A 21,111-nucleotide genomic window follows, 5' to 3' on the forward strand; every position below is an offset into this window, starting at 1 on the left:
TACGGGAATTGGTCCTGCCGAGGCGCATTGGATAATCCTGGTTTGTGATCCGTCGTCTGGTGCAGTCACCGGGTTAACTGGTGTAATTACCGACGTAGATTCCTCGCGTGGCCAACCACGGTACGGGGTCAATTCGTTCACTGCCGCCGAGCAGCACTTCGAAGTGCAAGTGTGGGCCGGTGGAGTTGCCTCGGTTACCCATGTTAGCTATCTGGTCGCCCGCCATCACGCGCTGACCAACGCTGACCAGAGTGGTGTTGACGTGACCATAGAGTGTGACCGTGCCGTCGGCATGGCGTAGCTTGACCCACATGCCGTAGCCAGCAGTCGGGCCAGCGTCGATGACTACGCCGTCGGACACCGCAAGGATCGGGGTTCCGATCGCGTTGGCCAGGTCGATACCGGCGTGCAGCACACCCCAGCGGTATCCAAAATTTGAGGTCAATATGCCTTGTGTTGGCATCACGTAAAGCGGCTGCGACAGGCGCGCCTCACGCTGAGCACGTTCGTGGGCGAAGGCGACGCCTTTGGCGAGTTCCTCGTTGTGCACTGCGTTACTAGCCGCGGGCTGGACCACGATGACCTGGACGCCACGGGTTGCGTTGCTGACTGTTGCGCCGCTAAATGCCGATGCGTTGGCGGCCAGTACAGTCTGGGTCTTGGGGATGTCGGCATGGCTGGTGGTGGCATATACAGCTGCGATCGCTGCACCGGCGGCCATTGCCGAGATCAGCAAACGGCCCCTGGCTGCGCCGGTCAGTTGCTTTCGGTGCTGGCCGGGTTGGTGAGGTGTGTCGGTGAAGTTGGGGGCAACGTTGGAAGGCGCGGCTAGCGGTTCCGAGGTCAGGTTGTCGATGTCATGGAGATCGTCGTGCTCTGGAGCCGGTAGCACTTGCGTTTCGTTGTCGAAGCCGTAGTCATCGTTGAATCCCAGCTCGCCAATTTCGGCGAAATCCAGGTCATAAAGGGCATCGAGGTTGTCAAAGCCGTCGACGGGAATGATTTCGGTGACGTCGTTACGATAGTGCTTCAACCAGCGGTGACGGGATGAGCGCACGACTCCGGCAGCCATGCATGAGCGAATGAGACGGTGTTGGGGCAACCTAAATGTCCTCGGATCGTGACCATAACGTTATCTGGACGTTGAGACGGTATCCGCTAACAGATGCGGCTGGCAAATCAGAAACAAATTCCGTACGAAATTGTGATTTGAATCACGTTGCAGGACGACATGGTAAACCTTTGGTGACCGGTGTCATATCGGTGGGATGCGGCGTTAGCCGCCTGTTTGGTGTGCGGCTACAATCCCATCGTGTTAGTCGCCAGCTATAGCACCGCCTACCTATTGGTCAATACGAAGACAGCGAGTCCATGGATCTTTTTGAATATCAAGCCAAAGAATTGTTCGCCAAGTATGGCGTACCTGGCACAAAGGGGCGAGTGACTGACAGCGCGGAAGGTGCGAGAATCATCGCCGGCGAGATTGGTTGTCCTGTGATGGTGAAAGCGCAGGTAAAAACCGGTGGGCGAGGCAAGGCGGGTGGTGTCAAGTACGCTGCCACCTCTGAAGACGCTTACCAATATGCCAAGAGCATTCTTGGTCTGGATATTAAAGGCCACATCGTCAAGAAATTGCTGGTGGCCGAAGCCAGTGACATCCTTGAGGAGTACTACCTATCCTTCCTTCTCGACCGGGCCAACCGGACATATCTCGCGATGTGCTCGGTGGAAGGCGGCATGGAGATCGAAGAGGTGGCCTCTACCAAGCCTGAGCGGCTGGCCAAGGTCTCGGTGGACGCGATCAAGGGCGTAGACTTAGCTTTCGCCCACTCCATCGCACAACAGGGCCATCTGCCGGTTGAGGTGCTTGACGCCGCCGCGGTCACCATCGCCAAGCTCTGGGAGCTCTTCATCGCCGAGGACGCTACCTTGGTGGAGGTCAATCCGTTGGTGCGTACCCCCCCTCGCGGGGATGGTGACCCGGGCAAGATTTTGGCGCTGGATGGCAAGGTCATTCTTGATGCCAACGCCGACTTTCGTCAGCCTGGCCATGCCGAGTTCGAGGATCGTGCGGCCACTGACCCGTTGGAGTTGAAGGCCAAACAGTACAATCTGAACTACGTCAAGCTCGACGGTGAGGTGGGGATCATCGGTAACGGTGCGGGTCTGGTCATGTCGACCCTTGACGTTGTCGCCTACGCTGGGGAACAGCACGAGGGGGTTAGGCCGGCGAACTTCCTCGACTTAGGTGGCGGTGCTTCCGCTGAGGTAATGGCCGCCGGTCTGGAAGTGGTTTTGGCTGACGCACAGGTCAAGAGCGTGTTCGTCAACGTATTCGGCGGAATTACCGCGTGTGATGCCGTCGCTACCGGAATTGTAAAGGCGTTGGAAATCTTGGGTAATAATGCCAACAAGCCTTTGGTGGTGCGTCTGGACGGCAATAACGTAGACGAAGGTCGGCGCATCTTGGCTGAAGCCAACCATCCGGTAGTAACACTGGTGCCGACGATGGACGAGGCCGCCGACAAAGCCGCCGAGTTGGCTAGCGTCTGAACCAAGGCGACCTGATCTATGGCTATATTTCTGAACGCAAATTCCAAGATCGTCGTCCAGGGTATCACTGGTAGCGAGGCCACCATTCACACCGCCAGGATGCTGAAGGCGGGTACGCAAATCGTCGGCGGTGTCAACGCACGCAAGGCTGGCACTGTCGTTACTCATGAGAACAAAGACGGCCAAAGTGTCGATTTGCCGGTGTTCGGCACCGTAGCTGAGGCTATCGAAAAAACTGGCGCCGATGTCTCGATCATCTTCGTGCCACCCCAGTTTGCCAAGGACGCCATTATCGAGGCCATCGACGCAGCAGTTCCGTTGTTGGTCATCATCACCGAGGGAATTCCTGTACAGGACACTGTCTATGCGTGGGCCTACAATCTCGACAAGGGTGATAAGAGTCGTATCATTGGCCCGAACTGCCCCGGTATTATTACTCCTGGTCAGTCGTTGGCTGGCATTACCCCGGCTACCATCACCGGAACCGGTCCGATTGGTCTGGTATCCAAGTCGGGCACTTTGACCTACCAGATGATGTTCGAGCTCCGTGATTTCGGTTTCTCTACCGCGATTGGTATTGGTGGTGACCCGGTGATTGGTACCACTCACATTGACGCCATCGAAGCTTTTGAAAAGGATCCTGATACCAAAATTATCGTCATGATTGGCGAGATCGGTGGGGATGCCGAAGAACGCGCGGCCGACTATATCAAAGCCAACGTGTCCAAGCCCGTCGTCGGATACGTCGCGGGATTCACTGCGCCGGAAGGCAAGACGATGGGTCATGCCGGTGCCATTGTGTCCGGCTCGTCAGGCACCGCGGCCGCCAAGAAGGATGCCTTGGAGGCGGCGGGCGTCAAGGTCGGTAGGACCCCGTCGGAGACGGCTGTGTTGGCCCGCGAGTTTTTACTCAATCTGTAAGTTTTTACTCAATCTGTAACGGGCTGGTGCAGACCTTTCGAGTGCTGGTACCCGGGAGCGGGTGGCTTGCCGGTTAGTTGCTTTTGATGTAGCCGGCGATCTTGTTGTTGGAGCGGTACGGCAGGCCGAACAGCAACTTGGTGACCCCGGTCTGGGCCCACCACGACAGCTTGTCGGGCATTGGCTTGAAGTCGAGGGCCACAATCTACGGAACACAGTCGCGGTCAGTCGTCGCCCAAGTGTACTTCTGTAGCTTTCCCTGCTAGGCGATGCTGTAGTCACGTGGAGTCGGGATTGAGTCGTCGACGTTGCCGGCGATCCACGTTAAATTTTTCTTGATGCCTGTGGCGCCAACCAACACCGGAACGTGCGAATGCACCGGCTTGGGCCAGGTTCAACTTGGCCCGAACTTGACGTACTCGCTATCGCGGGTGTTTTCTTTTGTGTCCACAACCTTTTGTGTCCACAACGCCCCCATCGCTTGAGGTATTCGCGTAGCGTGGCCTGGCGCCGTCCGGGTGACACGCTGTTATCGGTGAGCTCGTTGGTGCTCCAGCCGAACCCGACGTCGGAGCTAGCTCGTCCGTCGGACAGACAAATGCCCCAGGGGGCGATGTTTTTCGCCAGCGTAATGGGATCATGTTCGACGGGTAGTGGCACCGCTGTGGACAGCCGAACCTGCGACGTCATCGCGCACGCTGCGCTCAAACTCACCCATGGGTCAAGGGTACGCATATATGTGGTCGTCGGGCAGCGATGCATCGTTCGTTGTTGGGTCAGATTGCCTCCCGTCGCCCGGGATGTTGGGTGTGTTCGTACAGGTAGTAGCGTGCGAAAGTCGTAGTTCTTGGCAAGGTTGGTAGCTACCGTGAGCGTGATGCCGCGGCCGCTGGTGAAAAGCGCCAGCCTGTAGCCTGTTACGAGAATTAGAACATGTTCCACCTGTGATGTGGTGGGTGAGCGGTGGTGCCGACGATTCCGGCGGCCGTCGGTGTGGGGCTAGCTGACAAGCAGGTGACCTCGGCGCGGGCGTCCCAACGTGCGCTAGCGTGGGTGATCGAACGCGTCGCAACATAAGCGCTGCCAATTTTGGGCGTTTATTCAACGGCGCCCCGTGGGAGCACAGCGTTGCAGTGTAGCAGTAGCGCTGTGACGGCACTGGAAGCAACAGGAGGATTTATGACCTACTCGTCCGGTAGTTCGGGATATCCACCCGCACAGCCCGCCGGGTCTTACCCCGGCGCCACATCTTCTTTTGCCAAAAACGACGATGGTGAGAGCAAACTCTCCCAATATTTAACGATCGCGGTGACGATACTCGGTGTGGCAGTGTATCTTGGGAATTTTGGTCCGACATTTACCCTGAGTGCCGACCTCGGTCCGGGTTCCGGTGGACGTGCTGGTGATGCTGGCACTGCGGTCGTTGTTGCGTTGCTGGCCGCCCTGCTCGCCGGGTTGGCCTTGCTGCCCAAGGCTAAGAGCAACGCTAGAATAGTAGGGCCAATCGCTGTGCTAGGGGCGCTGCTGGCGATTTCAGAGATGATCAATATGCCGGCCGGCTTTTCGATCGGTTGGGCGATGTGGTTTGTTCTGGCTTGTAGCGTGATCCAAGCGATTGCTGCCGTTGCTGCGCTTCTGCTGGAGATCGGCATTATCATTGCGCCGACACCGCGGCCTAGGTACAATTATGTACAGTATGGCCAGTATGGGGCTAAGTCGTATTACGGTCAGTCGACGGGATCGCCGCAGGTCGGACTTCACGTCCACAACCCGCAGCAGTCGCCCGCAGGATATGGGTCGCAGTACGGCGGTTATTCCTCAAATCAGGTTCCGACCCAGGCCGGAGTGCCGAGCGTGGGCGGATTCAATGCACAGCACTCGGCGCAGCAAGGACTGTCTACCCCACCCACCGGATTTTTAAGCTTTAGCCCGCCACCATCGGTTGGTGCTGACATTGGGTCGCAGGTTGGTTCGGCTCCGGTTAGTTACTCCAATCCCACTGGGAGTCAGCAGTCCTATGGCCAGGATCAGGAGTCGACGTCACCATCGGGCCCAGCGCCTGCTTGACTGGGCGTTTTCGCACCTAACCTGGGCATATGCGCCAGGAATGACACGAGTGGAAGAAAATCGGGCCGCGAGTACCCGCCAGGCGTGTGACCTGATAAGGGTCGCATTCGGCCCGGCAGTGGTGGCGCTGGTCATCATCGCCGCGGTGACGCTGCTCCAGCTGCTGATCGCCAACAGCGACATGACCGGCGCGTTGGGCGCCATCGCCAGCATGTGGCTAGGCGTGCACCAGGTGCCGACGTCAATCGGCGGCCGCGAACTGAGCGCCATGCCACTGCTGCCGATCCTGTTGATGGTGTGGGCTACCGCACGCAGCACTTCGCGGGCCACCGCCGCGTACTCGTCGTGGCTCGGTGTCCGCTGGGTTGTTGCGTCCGCGTTGGGCGGGCCTTTGCTGATAGCGGCGGTCGCGCTGGCGGTTATCCATGACGCGTCGTCGGTGCTAACCGAGCTGCAGACGCCCAACGCCTTGCGTGCGTTTACCGGCGTGCTAGTGGTGCATGCCATCGGTGCGGCGATCGGGGTGAATTCGCGGGTGGGTCGACGGGTGCTGACGGCGTTGCGGTTGCCGGACTGGGCGGGTGATTCGGTGCGCGCCGCTACAGCTGGAGTGCTGGCGTTACTAGGGCTCTCCGGCCTGGTAACGGCTGGGTCGCTGGTTGTGCACTGGGCGACAATGCAAGAGCTTTATGGTATCACCGATTCGATATTCGGCCAGTTCAGCTTGACAGTGCTGTCGGTGCTGTACGCGCCTAACGTGCTCGTGGGTACTTCGGCGGTCGCGGTCGGTTCCAGTGCCCACCTCGGCTTTGCCACGTTTAGTTCGTTCACTGTTTTCGGCGGCTATATACCGGCATTGCCAGTATTAGCCGCGGCTTCCACGCCACCGCTCGCGCCAGTTTGGGTCGCCCTGTTGATTGTCGGTGCGTCATCTGGAGTAGTGGTCGGACAACAATGCGCGAGACACGCGCTGCCTCTTATTACCGCGATGGCTAAGTTGTTGGTCGCGGCGGTTACTGGGGCATTGATGATGGCATTGCTTGGGTACGCCGGGAGCGGTCGGTTGGGCAATTTCGGTGATGTCAGCGTGGATCAGGGTGCCCTGGTGCTCGGTGTCTTCTTCTGGTTCTCGGTCGTTGGTTGGGTCACAGTGGTAGTGGCGGGTGGGATCAGGAGGCTTCCCAAACAGCCCAAACCACTACCCGCCCCGTCGACCGAAGAGCATGCCGACGCTGCGCCGGTAAATCACGTTGTGTCCATTGACGACGACCTCCATGTCGCCTTCGATCTCTCCGGAGATGACGAAACGCCCAAGGCTGAGGGTTAGCTGCATTATCGCCGAACGTGAGACTGGTTTCACGTTTGGCCAAGCATTCGCTCGTACTAAGTCGGGTAGTCTGGCTTTTCTGCGGTCGCTTGTGCGGCAGCAGGAGAAGCCAGATTACGCTCGCGGTGTGCAACCGCTCTGTGTACCTCCCAGTGCTCCGGCGCGGGTGGTGGTACTAGCATCGGGGACCGGTTCGCTGCTGGGTTCCCTGATCGACGCCGCCGTCGGTGATTACCCGGCGCGGGTGGTGGCCGTCGGTGTCGATCGTGACTGCCGGGCGGCAGAGATCGCCAAGGCGGCGTCAGTGCCGACCTTTACCGTACTACTCGCCGACCACTCCGGACGCGATGCCTGGGACGCCGCGATCACCGAAGCGGTCGCGGAGCACACGCCCGATCTGGTCGTTTCGGCTGGATTTATGAAAGTACTTGGACAGCAGTTTATTTCACGATTTATAGGTCGTATTATTAATACTCATCCAGCGCTACTCCCGGCATTCCCGGGCGCGCATGGTGTGGCAGATGCGTTGGCCTACGGTGTGAAGGTCACCGGCGCTACGGTGCATCTGGTGGATGCCGGCATCGATACCGGGCCAATATTGGCGCAGCAATCTGTTCCGGTACTTGACGGCGACGACATAGCGACTTTGCATGAGCGCATCAAGGTCACCGAACGGCGGCTGTTGGTCGATGTGGTGGCCGCAATCGCGACCGGTGGCATGAACCTGGTCGACGGAAAAGCGACGATTGGACGAAAGGCAACTATAGGATGAGCAGTGACGAATTAAGAAGGCCGATTCGCCGCGCGTTGATCAGTGTGTACAACAAAACTGGCCTGATTGACCTGGCTCAGGGTCTGAGTACGGCGGGCGTTGATATAGTCTCGACCGGATCTACGGCGAAGGTCATTGCCGATAAAGGTATTTCGGTTACTCCTATAGAAGAGCTTACTGGGTTGCCCGAAATGTTCGACGGCCGGGTCAAGACACTGCACCCGCGGGTACACGCCGGACTGTTGGCAGACTTGCGTAAACCTGAGCACGCTGCGGCGCTTGAGCAACTTGGAATCGAGGCGTTCGAACTAGTTGTCGTCAACTTGTATCCGTTTAGCCAGAAGGTCGCTTCCGGTGCAACTGTCGACGAGTGCGTCGAGCAGATCGACATCGGCGGACCTGCGATGGTGCGGGCGGCTGCGAAAAACCATCCCAGCGTGGCTGTGGTCACCGACCCACTCGGATATGATGGCGTACTTGCTGCGGTGCGTCACGGCGGATTTACCCTCGCCGAGCGTAAAAAGCTGGCGTCGATGGCATTTCAGCACATCACGGAGTACGATATCGCTGTCGCCAGTTGGATGCAGTCGACGCTGACGCCCGAGCAGCCGGCAACTGCGTTTCCGCAATGGTTTGGCCGGAGCTGGCGTCGCTTGGCAATGCTGCGCTACGGCGAGAATCCGCACCAACAGGCGGCTCTGTACAGCGATCCCTGTGCGTATCCTGGCCTGGCGCAGGCTAAGCAGTTGCATGGGAAAGATATGTCCTACAACAACTTTATCGATGCAGATGCGGCCTGGCGTGCTGTTTTTGACCATGAGCAATCGTGCGTGGCAATCATAAAGCATGCTAACCCATGCGGGATTGCAGTCTCGTCGGTTTCGGTCGCAGATGCACATCGCAAGGCCCACGAATGCGATCCGCTGAGTGCCTACGGCGGAGTTATTGCCGCCAATACCGAGGTCAGCCTTGAGATGGCAGAATATGTGAGCACCATCTTCACCGAAGTGATCGTTGCCCCCGCCTACGCACCAGGCGCCGTCGATGTGTTGACACGCAAAAGGAACGTCCGGATCTTGGTGGCATCCGAACCGTTACGTGGTGGTACTGAGTTGCGGCCAGTCAGCGGGGGACTGTTGATCCAGCAACCCGACCAGCTTGACGAGGCCGGTGACAACCCGGCGAACTGGATCTTGGCGACCGGATCACCTGCAGGACCAGCGACGTTGACGGACTTGGTCTTTGCGTGGCGTGCCTGCCGCGCGGTGAAGTCGAACGCGATCGTGATCGCCGCTGGTGGCGCCACCATTGGTGTTGGTATGGGTCAGGTAAACCGCGTTGATGCCGCCCGCCTGGCCGTTGAGCGTGGTGGTGATCGGGTCCATGGCGCGGTGGCGGCCTCCGATGCGTTTTTCCCCTTTGCTGACGGACTTCAGCTGCTGGCCGCGGCCGGCGTCGTGGCGATAGTGCACCCTGGTGGCTCTGTGCGTGACGAGGAGGTTATCGCAGCCGCGGCTAAAGCCGGGGTCGCTTTGTATCTCACCGGATCTCGTCACTTCTCGCACTAGACTGCGTGTGTCAAAATTGAGTCAATCCCGGGACTGGTGCGGCATATTGGTTGGGTGCGGGTCATGGAATAGTGCTAAACTCTCGTATTTGTTGCGACACGAGCACGAAAAATTCATATAGCTATTGTTTCTAGATTCCACGTTTGTGAAATGTCATTGACGCCATTGATAAACATTACGCGCTGATCAACAAATTGTTCGGTGCTACTTCACTGGCGTTGACAGACAAGGTATTTGGATGGCTCGTGGCTGACTTCGGCATTGATCTACTACCGGGACAACGCATCCCCCGGTGCCGCGCATCCTTGCCGTCAAGCTCTCACCTGCGCTATTTGCATCAGTCAACAGCTGGGTTAAATTGTCGCTCAGCATGATTGCGGTGTCAAAGCTGTTAGTTCTGAGCTACGGCGGATAATGACGATAAGTTGGAAGGCGACAATACCGCACTGGTTGTATGGACAATGGTGAGCTTATAATCTCGAAATTCCTGACTAATCATCTGCAATCGTCACCTGATAGCGGTGACCTCGTTAGTCGACTTATATGCAGTCCACGCTGCTGCTTTGCAGGCGTCGAACGTGGATATCCAGGATAAGTGCGGTGCGATAGGCCACTGCTGCAGTGTTATCGCCAAAATCGAGTAACCGCATTATTTTGGCAATGAGGTGTGATTTGGATGATGTGTATGTGCTTGATCGCAGTACTAAAGATGTTGTGGTTGCCGCGGGGTCTCAGTGTTCAAGAGCAACCAGGTTCAACGTCATGGCGCGAGCCAGTTTTCACCTTCGGCGGTGTTACTCACCTGGGCCAGGGTGGTAGCGTTGTGCTGCTTGGCTGCGGTGAATCCAGCAGCGGCGACATACATCCCACCAGAATGCTTACCGAAGCGGCCGATATGAGATGTGATTGGTGCTGGTCACCAGCCAGTCGATCAAGCAATCCCGACAACGTGGTCGGCGACGAGCCTACCCACTCCGACCGAGCTTTCTCAGCTTCACAGCGGTAGGACTGCCGTAACATCAGCAACGAATCGCCATACTTGGCTAGCTCATTACCCAAGTAACAGAGGACGTCAGGAATCACCCGCAACTTCTCGGCTATAAATTGCCCTTACCCGGATCAAATCCACGCTCTCGGCCTTTTTCGCTGGAGTATGGCACGAGCATTAGGCGTCGGCCAGTTATCGCCGAGTGCGTGACTAGACCGGTCGCCTGCTATCTGCGGGGCCTGCGGGCCTTGCGCTTGATGCCTACGCCGCCCCACAGCGAGAAGCCGCGGATTTTCACCATTGGTGCACCTGGTGTGCCTTGGCCTAGTACTTGCCGGTCGAAGCTACCCATCACGCCGTGTCCGCTGATCTCCACGTTGACTTCCGGTGGCAGCAAAATAGTCTGCACGCCCATCACCGAGTACGCATGGAGTTCAACCTCGGTCGAGGTGAAGTCCGCGTAGCGCAAATCCAGCACCCCGCTGCCCCACAACGAGAATGTGGTCAACTTCCTCGGCACGTTCCATCGGCCACGCCGCTCAAATCCGCTCATCAGGGCTAGCAGCAGTGTTGATGGCGCCGGATTCGGATTGCCACCTCTGCGGGCATTTACTTGCGAACCCGGCAGGTCTGCCCGCAGCTGCTCCAGTTCCTGGTATGTTGTCGCCGCATATGCCTTGGTAAGCCGTTCTTCGTAGTCTTGCAGCTCCAATCGGCCTTGCTCAGCAGCATAGGCTAGTAACTGCGCAATCTGGATGCGGTCAGTGTCTGCTGCACGCAAGGGCTCATTATGTGCGTCCTTTGCGTCATGTTGCGCTGAATTGCTCATCACCCACGAGCGTACGACCTAAAGATTCTGCTGCAATAGCAGTGCCTAAACTGCAACCTTTGCAGCGGTCGCATCGTAGGGGCCGGATGGCCCGCTCTTGCCTCGGCGATTCGCCTCGTCGACGGGTGTTGAGGTCCAATTCGGTGGGCATTTTTGCAGGAATGTGGGCATGCCTTCGCGAGTTTCGTCGGAAACAAACAGCCTAGCCGAGTCCATGGTGAACCTTTCGGCGTCGCGGTCGAATCCTTCGAGAACAGTGGCGATGGTCAGTGCTTTCGAGGCCGCAAGACCCTGCGGTGAACCGCGACCTATCTCGGCGACTAGCTACGCGATCGTGACATCAATGTCGTCAGCTGCCATCAGTGGTCAACTGATCTTTGCAGCTTAGGCGGCATTGAACGCATAGCTGGCTAAGTAGTACCGGGTGACGCAGCGGACCGACACGCAGCGGACCGGCATTTTAAGTAGTAGACCGGCATTTTAAGTAGTAAGATTAATGAGATGATTGTTGGTGCGATGTCGATCCGAGCTTTGGTCAACGCGAAGGTGCTGCGCGGAGCGCGCGACCATAGTGTCGCATGCACTGACCAGACCGAATCAGTCTGCGCGGACATGGAGATCGACTGCACCGATCACCGGTAGCGCCGCCGTTTTCTAGGGCCCGCGCCACAGTTATTTCGAATGGATCGCCGCCACCGGCTTCGCTCAAGTACGCGCCGACGCAGAACGTGCTGCCGGTGTGTCCCAGCACCACAATCCGTACCGCTGGATCAGTTGCCGCGTCTCGTAGGTCCTGGTATAGTTAGTTCATTAGTGTGTTAGAGAGTGTGTTGCGGTTATTGCAGAGAGTTCAGCGTCAACTGGGTGAAAGGATCTCCGCAGAGAGCCGGGCCGGCGTAGTCGATGGGTGCATCTATCAGTAGGGCCGAGGCAGACCCAGCGACATCGGTGCGATGAAGTTCCGCGATATATTACGACTAATCAGCGTGATATAGTGCGAATCTGGTTTAGGGTATCATGGCGGAAATGCTGTATTCCTGGGTTATCTCGTTGCTTTCATTGACTGCATAGCCTGGCTGACCACATGTCCGGCCGCTTCGGCTGCCACGTATTTCGCCATGTTGGCGGCATCGTCCTCGCTAAAGTCGTTATCGTTGTCATAGAACGTTGCGGACTTTTGCATCATCAACTTGGTGATTTATATCTTAATGTAGTTCTGTACCAACAGATATGACAGGCTCTGATGAATGAGCGCTGGTCGGGGTGGACCAGACCGGGCGGCTCTTGACGTAGTCGAAGGCCTGGTCGAGCGTTAATCATCCTATCCCTACGGATAGATCTGTATCCATGATGTGTTCAGGCTTCTGGACAGCGAAAAGCTTTGCTATTGCTCTACCTTAGTCTCCAACGAGCGCGCCGTAGGTCAGCCGTATGTCATCGAGAAAGACCTGGGATTTACATTCGGGATTGACCAACTCCATTCCGATTGGGTTGTAGGCTAAATTGGCGGCATCGGTGGTAACCATGAACAGTGTCGTGCGCAGCTTGTCGTTCTTCACCTCTTCGGTTCTGGCTACCACAAGTACCGACTGCGATTGCTCGATACAGGAAATGAAGACCTTCTGGACCTTGATGATCCAGTCGTTGCCGTCGTGTCTAGCGGTGATGGTGAATGTTATGTGCGTTGGATACATACGGTGTCTGGCTCGGTGATAGCGAATGTCATCGTCAGTGAGCCGTTGGATGATGTCGGGCAGTCAACGCTTCTTCTGATTCGTGCTGAACTTACTTATGATGGTGTCGTTGATGGCGTGTGAGACCGCCATCAGCAGCAGTGCGCTACCGGTGGCCGCTATTTGTCCCATGACTAGAGGAAGCTCATACATTCCGGCTCCACTACCGCCTTATTAATCTAGCAAGTCCATCGCGATTTATTTCTTAGGAAGATAATTCGTAGGTGTGTTGGTGAGCGAGTACCTACTCCAGGTAGTACTAGTAACCGTAGTTTGTTACCAGTGCAGCCACCGCCTTGCACAGCGCCCGGCGCTCTTAGCTTTCGATAAATCTGGCATCGGTAACGACGGATCTCCTTCTTGGTCACTTGACGGTTCGGGTGCTTCTACCCGCGCCAGGACAGTTCCAACATCGATTTATTGACTGACATTGATGTTGGGCAGAGTCGGTCTACTGGCGGTTAGCGTGGTTATGGTGTGTTCTATATGCATTGCTTTCAACCAGATCAGTGGCTGTCTTGCCGCAGCCGTTTCGCCAACTGCGGCGCCAAGCCGGATAACTTTGTCTGGCATGGGTGTAACCCGACATCCCAGTTCGACAGCCGAACGAGGGTCGAGGAACCCTGGCAGTGCGAGAAGGTGAACGGTACTGCGCGCCGAATCAAAGTATGTGTAGCGATTTTCGAGACCGTAACGTGCAACCGCGAAGCGCGTAGGTCATCCTGTTCTGGGTCGGCCAGCACAATATCGTTTACGGTGATCGAGATCAGTTGTACTGACTTGTAGCGAGAAAGCTTTAGTCCTTTTCTGGTGAAATGAGATTTGATCCGGTGCTCACGGCCCTCGTCCGTCACGATAGCCCTTGACCTGATATCCCGAAAGCCATTTCGTCAGCCGCTAGGGATAACGACGAAGACCGAGACCAAGGTGTGGTTGTACGTGGTGTCGGTGAGCACGGCAACGAGTGCCGACAATCGGTCGCAGTATTTATTATCAGCCAGCGGAGCTGATCTCTTGGCCATGCTGGGGATATCGAAAAACGTGATATCGGTGGCGCCGTCGAGGAACGCCGGATGGCGCAGTACGTTCACCAGCAACTCGCGGTTGGTGCGCACACCATGCAACCGGGCGCGGCTCAGTGCGTTGGTGAGCACCATCATCGATTGCCGATGTATCGGAGCGTAGGAGAAGACCTTGGCAAGCGTCGGATCGTAGTGAATCGACACTGTGGATCCGTCCGCGATGCCGGAATTCAGCTAGATCCCGATTCGCTTTTCCAGCGAATAAAATTCGGACCAAAACTTCAGTAGGCAGACCGTGTGTATCAGGCCGGATTGTAGTTGCTAGCCGTGCACCAGATCCTCGATATAAAGCAGTTCTTCGATCGAAGTTCATTGCGTTGGTGTGTTTTCGGCATCAAGATGGCCTTAATCGACCATCGTCAACTACAGCTCAACGATATCGAATCCTGGGGTCTATTCAGTTACTGGATGTTCAACCGTCAGACAAGTATTACTTCTAGGAAGTAGAATTAACCAGCGTAATCGGCGAGGAGATCCACCGTTCCGACGCCGCTGTAGCTGATCGTACCGGTTGCGAGCCGGGCCGCGTCGGTGTATATAGTGACGATGCTCAAACCCCAGCCGATGACAGGTGGCGACTATCCTGCGGGCGATCTCGCCCTTGTTGGCCACCGACGCTCGGGTGATTCCCGTTCGCATACATACAGAAAACGCTAAGTTTCAACTTCTCATTTATCGGACCATTGGCTATGGTGCGCAAGCATATTATTAGCAAAGTTCGCGTGTCGCACGGGTCCATCACTCCGTCGTCGTGGAGCATCTTGGACAACATCAACGGCAGCGACTCGGTTTCGATCTGGTCTTCGACGGCGGCTCGTATTGCGGCATCAGCGGCCTCGTCGACCTGCTGACCGCGGGCTTGTGCGGTCGCCCGGGCGACGATCGACAGCACGCCGGACAATTGGCACCGCCCACCACCGCCGATGTAGCTTTGAGCCAGGCGACTAGGAACCGAGGGTCATAAGTACGTCCATGCATGTCGTAGCACCCAGCTCCGTATGACGCACCAATCAGCAGTTAGATGTGCGGGACAATCGAGTTAAACACGGCCTTGATCATGCTGCTTTCTTCGTAGTCTTTGCCTGCAATCTATCAGATGGTGTTGTGCAGGAACAACAATGGTGTATTGGAGCAGTTGGCTAGCACAATGAGCCGGGTGGCTTCTTACGACTCCTTGCTGAACAACAAACCCCGCGTGTTGGCGCGGATACCGAGCGGATGTCGATGCAATTGGGCCCAGTCGTTTCGCTAGCGATGACCCCTACAGCGGTTTGTGCTCGTCGAAGTTAGAGCCGTCAACGATACAGGCGATCACGTCATGAGGACCGAACGCGATACGCAGATCTGAGGGAACGATGCTGATCAGTTCTTCGGTATCGGACAATGGCTCGGCCACCGTTCTGGGAGCAGGTCCCTGTTTGACCTAGTTTAGCCGCGCTAAAATGCGACGCTTAATGCGGATCGCGTCGAGCTCGTCGACGGCGAAGTATGTAGGCTAAAATCGATACACGGGAGTGTGTTTCAGTGCCATCAAGAGATTAGTCTTCGGACTCCTCGTCGATGGCCATCTTCTTCAGCGGCAGTCCGGCCAAAAATATCTTGGAGCATTCCTTGATTATCACCATGTGGTCGGTACCCGACTGTCGGCTACCGCATGCCCAAGTCTCCTAGGCGGTGTTTTTCGCGAAAAATGCTTGTGCGATCAGGTTCGTTTCTCACGCTAGCTGGTGCTCTACGATATGGCGGTAATAGACGTGAGCCATGTCAATGCGGCGCGCCATCTCGGCTAGCGTGTTCTGCACCATTTGCGGGGATATAAGTGAGCGTCCGCACGTCTCCCAGTTACGGAGCCGTTTCACGATGATTTCCAGGAATCTCTGTGAGATCGAATACACTTGTGTGGCATCGGCTATGTGCTCGGAGATGAATTCCTGCGCGAATCCAGTGTTCTCGGCGCTAACCAGATTAGCGACCGGCACGTGCGCGTCGACGTAACACAGCTCGGTGAAGAAGTAGTCGGACCTTGTTAGCAGGCGATGTAGGTCTTGGTGCCGTTGACGAGGTAGTGATCGCCGGTTAACACCGCGGTGATGTATAGGTGGACCGTTGCCGGGTTCGGTGATGGCCAGCGCGCCGATTAGTTTCGTCAGCCAACGTCGATCGCACGAATATGTCAATCAGCCGCGTATAACCGGACATGTTCATAATGTGGCATCACGATGCCACATTATGAACAACAGCGAAAACCCGGCCCGGTGCGCTGGCTGTATACAGCTCCTAGCAGATGATTACCTAGTCGGCGCCGTCACCGCCCACCGCTTCGGGAAAGCCCGCGTCTAACAGCCCGGCTGCCCCCGCGCAGGGGTGCAAGTTGCGTGGTAGACCATCGGTGGTCGATATTGGGCAGGGCCTCTCGTTAGCTCAACGAGCGGAACGTCTTTCGTGGCTGTTTGTGTTCCGGTGTGACCCAGGATCGCCATGACAAGCGGCTCTCCGGTATGTCGGCGTGGCGGCTACTTAGCCATTCACCCCACCCCTTAGCTTAGGGATAGAATAGCGCTTGGTAGGCGACGCCCTTGCTGAGGATGCCCTCGCCGGCGAAGTCCACCGCCCACAAGTTGGGCAGCAGGTGACGACGACTTCGACTTTAGCATTGAGGCAGTCGACGGTGCCCCACGTGCTCAGATAGGCATTGGCGGTCAACGGTGTGCTCAGCTCTAAGTTCTGTGGCTCGCGGCTGTAGGTCGTCGTCTTCGATGTGGGCAATCCAGGCTCGAATGTCGAGGCGCTCGGCCAGCGCCCCGTACTGAGTCGGCCAGCCCAGCGGGGTTGAGGTCGCTGGCGTTGTCATGAAAGTCTTGGCGCAACCACGGTTGGGGTGTTGCGTTCTATCGTGACTGAAGAACTACCATAGTTAGTTTGGCTAGATAGTCGCCGGTGACGAGGTTAGAGTTCTCAGCCGGAGAGCATGTCGCGCACGGCCGATAGCCTGTCACCATAGAGGCCTGAGCAATTCTCGATGGGGACAGCGTCGACTGCACCAGTACCAGGCGCTATGTGCATCCTCCCCGTCGGATAGACCGGCATAACCTTGGCCTTATGTTGACAGCTGAGTGAATACCCACCAGCACTGTCAAGGCACACTATCAATATCTATCAACAATATGTCTGCTTGAGGATGAGCTGTTTTGGCTAGCAGCAGGTCACCGACTAGTCTTAGTGACAATCCGTCAACCCCAACCGAGGAGTAAGTCCTAACCATGGCGACACCCAAGCACAGGATGTCGCGCGCGAACACTCGGAGTCGACGCGCGCAGTGGAAGGCCACCCGGACCGAGCTTGTTGGTGTGGTGGTGGCAGGTCAGCGACACAAAGTGCCCCACAGGTTGCTTAAGGCGGTCCGTCTTGGTCTTATCGGCCTCGATCGGCGCTAATCTCGATTCGATCCCGTTGCCACGTAACGGGGTCGAATCACGCGTTGTCGATTGGAAGATTGCGGTTCAGTACCCGGGGTGTCTCTCAGGACGCTCTCAGGCGCCGGGACGAAACTAGTTGCTGTGCGCATACTTGTCGTTGACGACGATCGCGCGGTGCGTGAGTCGCTGCGCAGGTCGCTTTTGTTCAATGGTTATTCGGTCGAACTGGCCCACGACGGGGTCGAGGTGCTGGAGATGATTGCCAGCGATCGGCCTGACGCGCTCGTTCTCGATGTGATGATGCCGCGTCTGGATGGCCTAGAGGTTTGTCGTCAACTCCGAAGTACCGGTGACGATCTACCGATCCTGGTGCTAACCGCCCGCGATTCGGTCTCCGAACGGGTTGCCGGCCTAGACGCCGGTGCCGACGATTATCTGCCCAAACCGTTCGCGCTCGAAGAACTGTTAGCGCGGATGCGAGCGCTGCTGCGCCGCACCAAGCTCGATGACGCTGCCGAGTCTGTGGCGATGCGTTTTTCCGACTTAACCCTGGACCCGATTACCCGCGAAGTCATCCGTGGACAACGCCGGATCAGCCTGACTCGGACCGAATTCGCATTGTTGGAAATGCTGATCGCTAATCCGCGGCGGGTACTTACGCGTAGCCGCATTCTCGAAGAGGTGTGGGGATTTGACTTTCCGACTTCGGGCAATGCGCTGGAAGTCTACGTTGGGTATTTGCGCCGCAAAACAGAGGCCGATGGTGAGCCGCGGCTAATTCACACCATACGTGGGGTGGGTTATGTACTAAGGGAGACGCCACCCTGATGTTCCGGTTTGCTCGACGCCGACGCACACCGTTGCGAGCCACCAGTTCGTTGTCTCTACGGTGGCGGGTAATGCTACTGGCCATGTCCATGGTGGCGATGGTCGTTGTCTTGATGGCATTCGCCGTCTATGCGGTGATCTCGGCGGCTCTGTACAGCGATATCGATAACCAACTGCAGAGCCGGGCGCAGTTACTGATCGCCAGTGGTTCGCTGGCAGCCGACCCTGGCAAGGCCATTGAGGGCACTGCCTATTCAGATGTCAACGCCATGTTGGTGAACCCGGGCCACTCAATTTACACTGCCAATCAGCCGGGTCAAACCCTTCCGGTCGGAACGGCGGAGAAAGCTGTCATCCGTGGTGAGCTGTTTATGTCGCAGCGCACTGCATCGGACCAGCGAATACTCGCTATCCGCCTGCCCAACGGCAGTTCACTGCTTATTTCCAAGAGCTTGCGGCCAACCGAAGCCGTCATGACCAAGCTGCGCTGGGTGCTTTTGATTGTCGGAGGCATCGGCGTCGCTGTTGCTGCGGTGTCCGGGGGAATGGTGACTCGGGCGGGGCTGCGTCCGGTTGGGCGTCTGACCGAAGCGGCCGAGCGAGTGGCGTGTACCGACGACCTGCGGCCCATCCCGGTGTTCGGCAGTGACGAATTGGCCAGGCTCACTGAGGCATTCAACTTGATGTTGCGGGCGTTGGCTGAATCTCGGGAACGTCAGGCACGGTTGGTCACCGACGCTGGACATGAGTTGCGCACTCCGCTGACGTCGCTGCGCACCAACGTCGAATTGCTGATTGCCTCAATGGTTCCAGGAGCGCCGCGGTTGCCCGATCAGGAGATGGCGGGCCTGCGTGCCGATGTGCTGGCGCAGATTAAAGAATTGTCTACCCTGGTAGGTGATTTGGTGGATCTCACCCGAGACGATGCGGGGCAGGTGGTATACGAGCCGGTCGACATGTCCGAGATTCTTTACCGCAGTCTGGAGCGGGTCAAACGGCGGCGCAACGATATCTACTTCGACGTTCGCGTGATCGGATGGCAGGTCTATGGTGATGCTGCCGGGCTGTTGCGTGCGGTAGTGAATCTTATGGACAACGCGGCGAAATGGAGTCCGTTGGGTGGCCATGTCAGCGTCACAATGCGCCAGCTTGACCCGTCGCACGCTGAACTGGTGGTTTCCGACTACGGTCCGGGGATTCCGCCGCAAGAGCGCTGTCTGGTGTTCGAGCGCTTCTACCGGTCGACAACTGCACGGTCGTTGCCGGGTTCGGGCCTTGGTTTGGCGATCGTCAAACAGGTAGTGCTCAACCACGGGGGTTCGCTTCACGTCGAAGATACCGTTTCGGGAGCGCAGCCTCCAGGAACCTCGATTTATGTGCTGCTACCCGGACGACCAGTCCCGGTTTCGGCGTGTTCTACGTCCGCGGTCCAGGACATCGGCGACCCAGCTGTGCAGATTTCCGGTAAGTTGGCCAATTCTCGGGATTCGGCGAACATTATCTCAGTGAACTCCCAGTCTGCGCGGGCAAGGTAGTTGGCAGTTACTGTTAAAAAGTGGCCCGTATGAGCCGAATTGTCCACATGAGCCGACTATAGAGAAAGAGCGACTTAGCGACATGACGAATCACCCGAGGTATTCGCCACCGCCGCAGCAGCCGGTATACCGTAGCGCGCCTAATCAGCCTGTGCCACCCGCGTATGCCGAAGGACAGCAGCTGTACCATCAGCAGTTCGACTGGCGCTATCAGCAGTTGCATCCGTCGCAGCAGCACCGCCGGTCCTACGAGCCCTTCAGTGGTGTGGATCCCATGTCGCGGGTTGATGGTACCGGTTCGGTCTCGATGCCCCAGATCATTCCGCCGATGCCTCCGCCCCCTAGTTCGGTACGTGAAAGACGCTCTCGTGCAGGCATGTCGGTCGTTAGCATGCTAGCGATCGCAGTGGTGTCGGCCGGTATCGGTGGTGCGGCGGCGACGGTCGTTGAGCTAGGCACGCACGTCGCGGGCAGCAACGGCGGCGGCTCGGTGACTGGGTCGGCGGCAAGCGTCCCGGCGGCGAACATGCCGATGGGCAGCGTCGAACAGGTTGCGGCTAAGGTGGTGCCCAGTGTCGTCATGCTGGAGACTGATTTGGGTCGCCAGTCCGAGGAGGGCTCCGGCATCATCTTGTCGGCCGATGGGCTGATCTTGACCAACAACCATGTTGTCGCGGCTGCCGCCAAACCAAGAGGTGGTCTTGGCGGCGGTCCGGCGCCGAAAACCACGGTGACTTTCTCCGACGGCCGCACCGCGTCGTTTACGGTGGTTGGAGCCGATCCCACGAGCGATATCGCGGTGGTTCGGGTTCAGGGTGTTTCTGGACTGACCCCGATTACGATGGGCTCTTCCTCGGATCTGCGGGTGGGTCAGCCAGTGGTGGCTGTCGGTTCGCCGCTGGGTTTGGCAGGCACGGTGACCACTGGAATCGTCAGCGCGCTCAACCGGCCAGTGTCGACGACCGGAGAATCGGGCAACCAAAATACGGTGCTGGACGCGATTCAGACCGATGCGGCGATTAACCCAGGTAATTCTGGTGGTGCGCTGGTCAACATGGGTGGTCAGTTGGTAGGTGTCAACTCTGCTATTGCTACTCTCGGTGCTGATTCGGGTGATGCACAGAGTGGTTCGATCGGGCTTGGTTTCGCGATTCATGTCGACCAAGCCAAGCGCATCGCTGACGAGCTAATCAGTACCGGCAAGGCTACGCATGCGTCGCTGGGGGTCCAGGTGACTACCGATAAAGGCACTCCGGGTGCCAAGGTTATGGATGTGGTGGCCGGTGGTGCGGCGGCGAATGCCGGCGTGCCCAAAGGTGTCGTTCTCACTAAGGTGGACGACCGCCTGATCAGTAGCGCCGACGCGTTGGTTGCCGCCGTGCGGTCCAAGGTACCTGGCGAGAAGGTGTCGCTAACCTATCAGGATCCTTCGGGTAGCAGTCGCACGGTTCAGGTCACCCTCGGCAAGGCGGAACAGTAATTGAGAGCTAAC

General features: G+C 57.5%; 13 protein-coding genes and 7 pseudogenes. 10 read left to right on the forward strand and 10 right to left on the reverse strand.

Annotated features, from left to right (window positions below; all coding sequences use genetic code 11):
• Positions 1 to 73 precede the first annotated feature (73 nt).
• Positions 74 to 1,072, reverse strand: coding sequence for a M23 family metallopeptidase (locus MUBE_RS07595; RefSeq protein ID WP_116540067.1), 999 nt, complete (start codon positions 1,070 to 1,072; stop codon positions 74 to 76).
• 299 nt (positions 1,073 to 1,371) lie between these two features.
• Between MUBE_RS07595 and sucC the strand changes: the two genes are divergently transcribed.
• Together sucC and sucD are read left to right on the forward strand one after the other, a co-directional pair.
• Positions 1,372 to 2,553, forward strand: coding sequence for an ADP-forming succinate--CoA ligase subunit beta (sucC, locus tag MUBE_RS07600; RefSeq protein ID WP_116540068.1), 1,182 nt, complete (start codon positions 1,372 to 1,374; stop codon positions 2,551 to 2,553).
• 18 nt (positions 2,554 to 2,571) lie between these two features.
• Positions 2,572 to 3,474 (forward strand): succinate--CoA ligase subunit alpha, encoded by a 903-nt coding sequence (gene sucD / locus MUBE_RS07605; RefSeq protein ID WP_116540069.1) that lies wholly within the window; start codon positions 2,572 to 2,574, stop codon positions 3,472 to 3,474.
• Between the two features lie 73 nt (positions 3,475 to 3,547).
• Here the strand turns inward: sucD and MUBE_RS07610 are convergent.
• Positions 3,548 to 4,401: pseudogene (locus MUBE_RS07610) on the reverse strand (LLM class flavin-dependent oxidoreductase).
• A gap of 252 nt (positions 4,402 to 4,653) precedes the next feature.
• Here MUBE_RS07610 and MUBE_RS07615 point away from each other — a divergent pair.
• The 4 genes from MUBE_RS07615 to purH are packed head-to-tail and all read left to right on the forward strand — an operon-like array spanning position 4,654 to position 9,208.
• Positions 4,654 to 5,541 (forward strand): DUF5336 domain-containing protein, encoded by an 888-nt coding sequence (locus tag MUBE_RS07615; RefSeq protein ID WP_165849768.1) that lies wholly within the window; start codon positions 4,654 to 4,656, stop codon positions 5,539 to 5,541.
• A 40-nt stretch (positions 5,542 to 5,581) separates the two neighbouring features.
• Entirely contained in the window at positions 5,582 to 6,868 is a 1,287-nt protein-coding gene (locus MUBE_RS07620) for a cell division protein PerM (protein ID WP_243632931.1), read from the forward strand.
• Positions 6,840 to 7,640, forward strand: coding sequence for a phosphoribosylglycinamide formyltransferase (gene purN, locus MUBE_RS07625; protein ID WP_116540071.1), 801 nt, complete (start codon positions 6,840 to 6,842; stop codon positions 7,638 to 7,640). The genes MUBE_RS07620 and purN overlap by 29 nt, the downstream gene beginning before the upstream one ends.
• Positions 7,637 to 9,208, forward strand: a complete 1,572-nt coding sequence (gene purH, locus MUBE_RS07630; RefSeq protein WP_116540072.1) for a bifunctional phosphoribosylaminoimidazolecarboxamide formyltransferase/IMP cyclohydrolase — start codon at positions 7,637 to 7,639, stop codon at positions 9,206 to 9,208. The genes purN and purH overlap by 4 nt, the downstream gene beginning before the upstream one ends.
• A gap of 1,214 nt (positions 9,209 to 10,422) precedes the next feature.
• Here the strand turns inward: purH and MUBE_RS07635 are convergent.
• The 8 genes and pseudogenes from MUBE_RS07635 to MUBE_RS17730 form a co-directional block, all read right to left on the reverse strand.
• Positions 10,423 to 11,025, reverse strand: coding sequence for a DUF1707 SHOCT-like domain-containing protein (locus tag MUBE_RS07635; protein ID WP_116540073.1), 603 nt, complete (start codon positions 11,023 to 11,025; stop codon positions 10,423 to 10,425).
• 135 nt (positions 11,026 to 11,160) lie between these two features.
• A pseudogene (locus MUBE_RS07640) lies at positions 11,161 to 11,942 on the reverse strand (enoyl-CoA hydratase-related protein); the annotation flags it as partial.
• Positions 11,942 to 13,062, reverse strand: a pseudogene (locus tag MUBE_RS07645) (acyl-CoA dehydrogenase family protein). The pseudogenes MUBE_RS07640 and MUBE_RS07645, both read right to left, overlap by 1 nt.
• Positions 13,063 to 13,264: 202 nt before the next feature.
• A complete protein-coding gene (locus MUBE_RS07650; RefSeq protein WP_116540074.1) occupies positions 13,265 to 13,612 on the reverse strand; it encodes a hypothetical protein in 348 nt (115 codons plus the stop codon).
• A 90-nt stretch (positions 13,613 to 13,702) separates the two neighbouring features.
• Positions 13,703 to 14,355, reverse strand: a pseudogene (locus MUBE_RS20150) (ATP-binding protein); the annotation flags it as partial.
• A 125-nt stretch (positions 14,356 to 14,480) separates the two neighbouring features.
• A pseudogene (locus MUBE_RS07665) lies at positions 14,481 to 15,474 on the reverse strand (carboxyl transferase domain-containing protein); the annotation flags it as partial.
• Positions 15,475 to 15,558: 84 nt separating this feature from the next.
• A pseudogene (locus tag MUBE_RS07670) lies at positions 15,559 to 16,265 on the reverse strand (acyl-CoA dehydrogenase family protein); the annotation flags it as partial.
• A gap of 203 nt (positions 16,266 to 16,468) precedes the next feature.
• A pseudogene (locus tag MUBE_RS17730) lies at positions 16,469 to 16,903 on the reverse strand (acyclic terpene utilization AtuA family protein); the annotation flags it as partial.
• A gap of 197 nt (positions 16,904 to 17,100) precedes the next feature.
• On the opposite strand from MUBE_RS17730, the gene rpmF reads away from it, so the two are divergent.
• The 4 genes from rpmF (at position 17,101) to MUBE_RS07690 (ending at position 21,099) form a co-directional block, all read left to right on the forward strand.
• Positions 17,101 to 17,274, forward strand: a complete 174-nt coding sequence (rpmF, locus tag MUBE_RS07675; RefSeq protein ID WP_116540077.1) for a 50S ribosomal protein L32 — start codon at positions 17,101 to 17,103, stop codon at positions 17,272 to 17,274.
• A gap of 123 nt (positions 17,275 to 17,397) precedes the next feature.
• On the forward strand, positions 17,398 to 18,084 hold the full coding sequence (gene mprA, locus MUBE_RS07680) for a two-component system response regulator MprA (protein ID WP_116540078.1): 687 nt from the start codon (positions 17,398 to 17,400) through the stop codon (positions 18,082 to 18,084).
• Positions 18,084 to 19,619 carry a sensor histidine kinase gene (locus MUBE_RS07685; protein WP_116540079.1) on the forward strand — a complete coding sequence of 512 codons (1,536 nt, stop codon included), beginning with the start codon at positions 18,084 to 18,086 and terminating at the stop codon, positions 19,617 to 19,619. Before mprA ends, MUBE_RS07685 begins: the two co-directional genes overlap by 1 nt.
• A gap of 82 nt (positions 19,620 to 19,701) precedes the next feature.
• On the forward strand, positions 19,702 to 21,099 hold the full coding sequence (locus MUBE_RS07690; RefSeq protein ID WP_116540080.1) for a S1C family serine protease: 1,398 nt from the start codon (positions 19,702 to 19,704) through the stop codon (positions 21,097 to 21,099).
• The last annotated feature ends 12 nt before the right edge of the window (positions 21,100 to 21,111 follow it).

This window comes from Mycobacterium uberis, assembly GCF_003408705.1.
GTDB classification, from domain to species: Bacteria; Actinomycetota; Actinomycetes; order Mycobacteriales; family Mycobacteriaceae; genus Mycobacterium; species Mycobacterium uberis.

Coding starts and splice junctions, on each gene's coding strand:
- MUBE_RS07620 (WP_243632931.1), top strand. CDS start 5,582: ATGACACGAGTGGAAGAAAATCGGGCCGCGAGTACCCGCCAGGCGTGT.
- MUBE_RS07615 (WP_165849768.1), top strand. CDS start 4,654: ATGACCTACTCGTCCGGTAGTTCGGGATATCCACCCGCACAGCCCGCC.
- purN (WP_116540071.1), top strand. CDS start 6,840: ATGACGAAACGCCCAAGGCTGAGGGTTAGCTGCATTATCGCCGAACGT.
- MUBE_RS07685 (WP_116540079.1), top strand. CDS start 18,084: ATGTTCCGGTTTGCTCGACGCCGACGCACACCGTTGCGAGCCACCAGT.
- purH (WP_116540072.1), top strand. CDS start 7,637: ATGAGCAGTGACGAATTAAGAAGGCCGATTCGCCGCGCGTTGATCAGT.
- MUBE_RS07595 (WP_116540067.1), bottom strand. CDS start 1,072: ATGGCTGCCGGAGTCGTGCGCTCATCCCGTCACCGCTGGTTGAAGCAC.
- sucD (WP_116540069.1), top strand. CDS start 2,572: ATGGCTATATTTCTGAACGCAAATTCCAAGATCGTCGTCCAGGGTATC.
- rpmF (WP_116540077.1), top strand. CDS start 17,101: ATGGCGACACCCAAGCACAGGATGTCGCGCGCGAACACTCGGAGTCGA.
- MUBE_RS07635 (WP_116540073.1), bottom strand. CDS start 11,025: ATGAGCAATTCAGCGCAACATGACGCAAAGGACGCACATAATGAGCCC.
- sucC (WP_116540068.1), top strand. CDS start 1,372: ATGGATCTTTTTGAATATCAAGCCAAAGAATTGTTCGCCAAGTATGGC.
- MUBE_RS07690 (WP_116540080.1), top strand. CDS start 19,702: ATGACGAATCACCCGAGGTATTCGCCACCGCCGCAGCAGCCGGTATAC.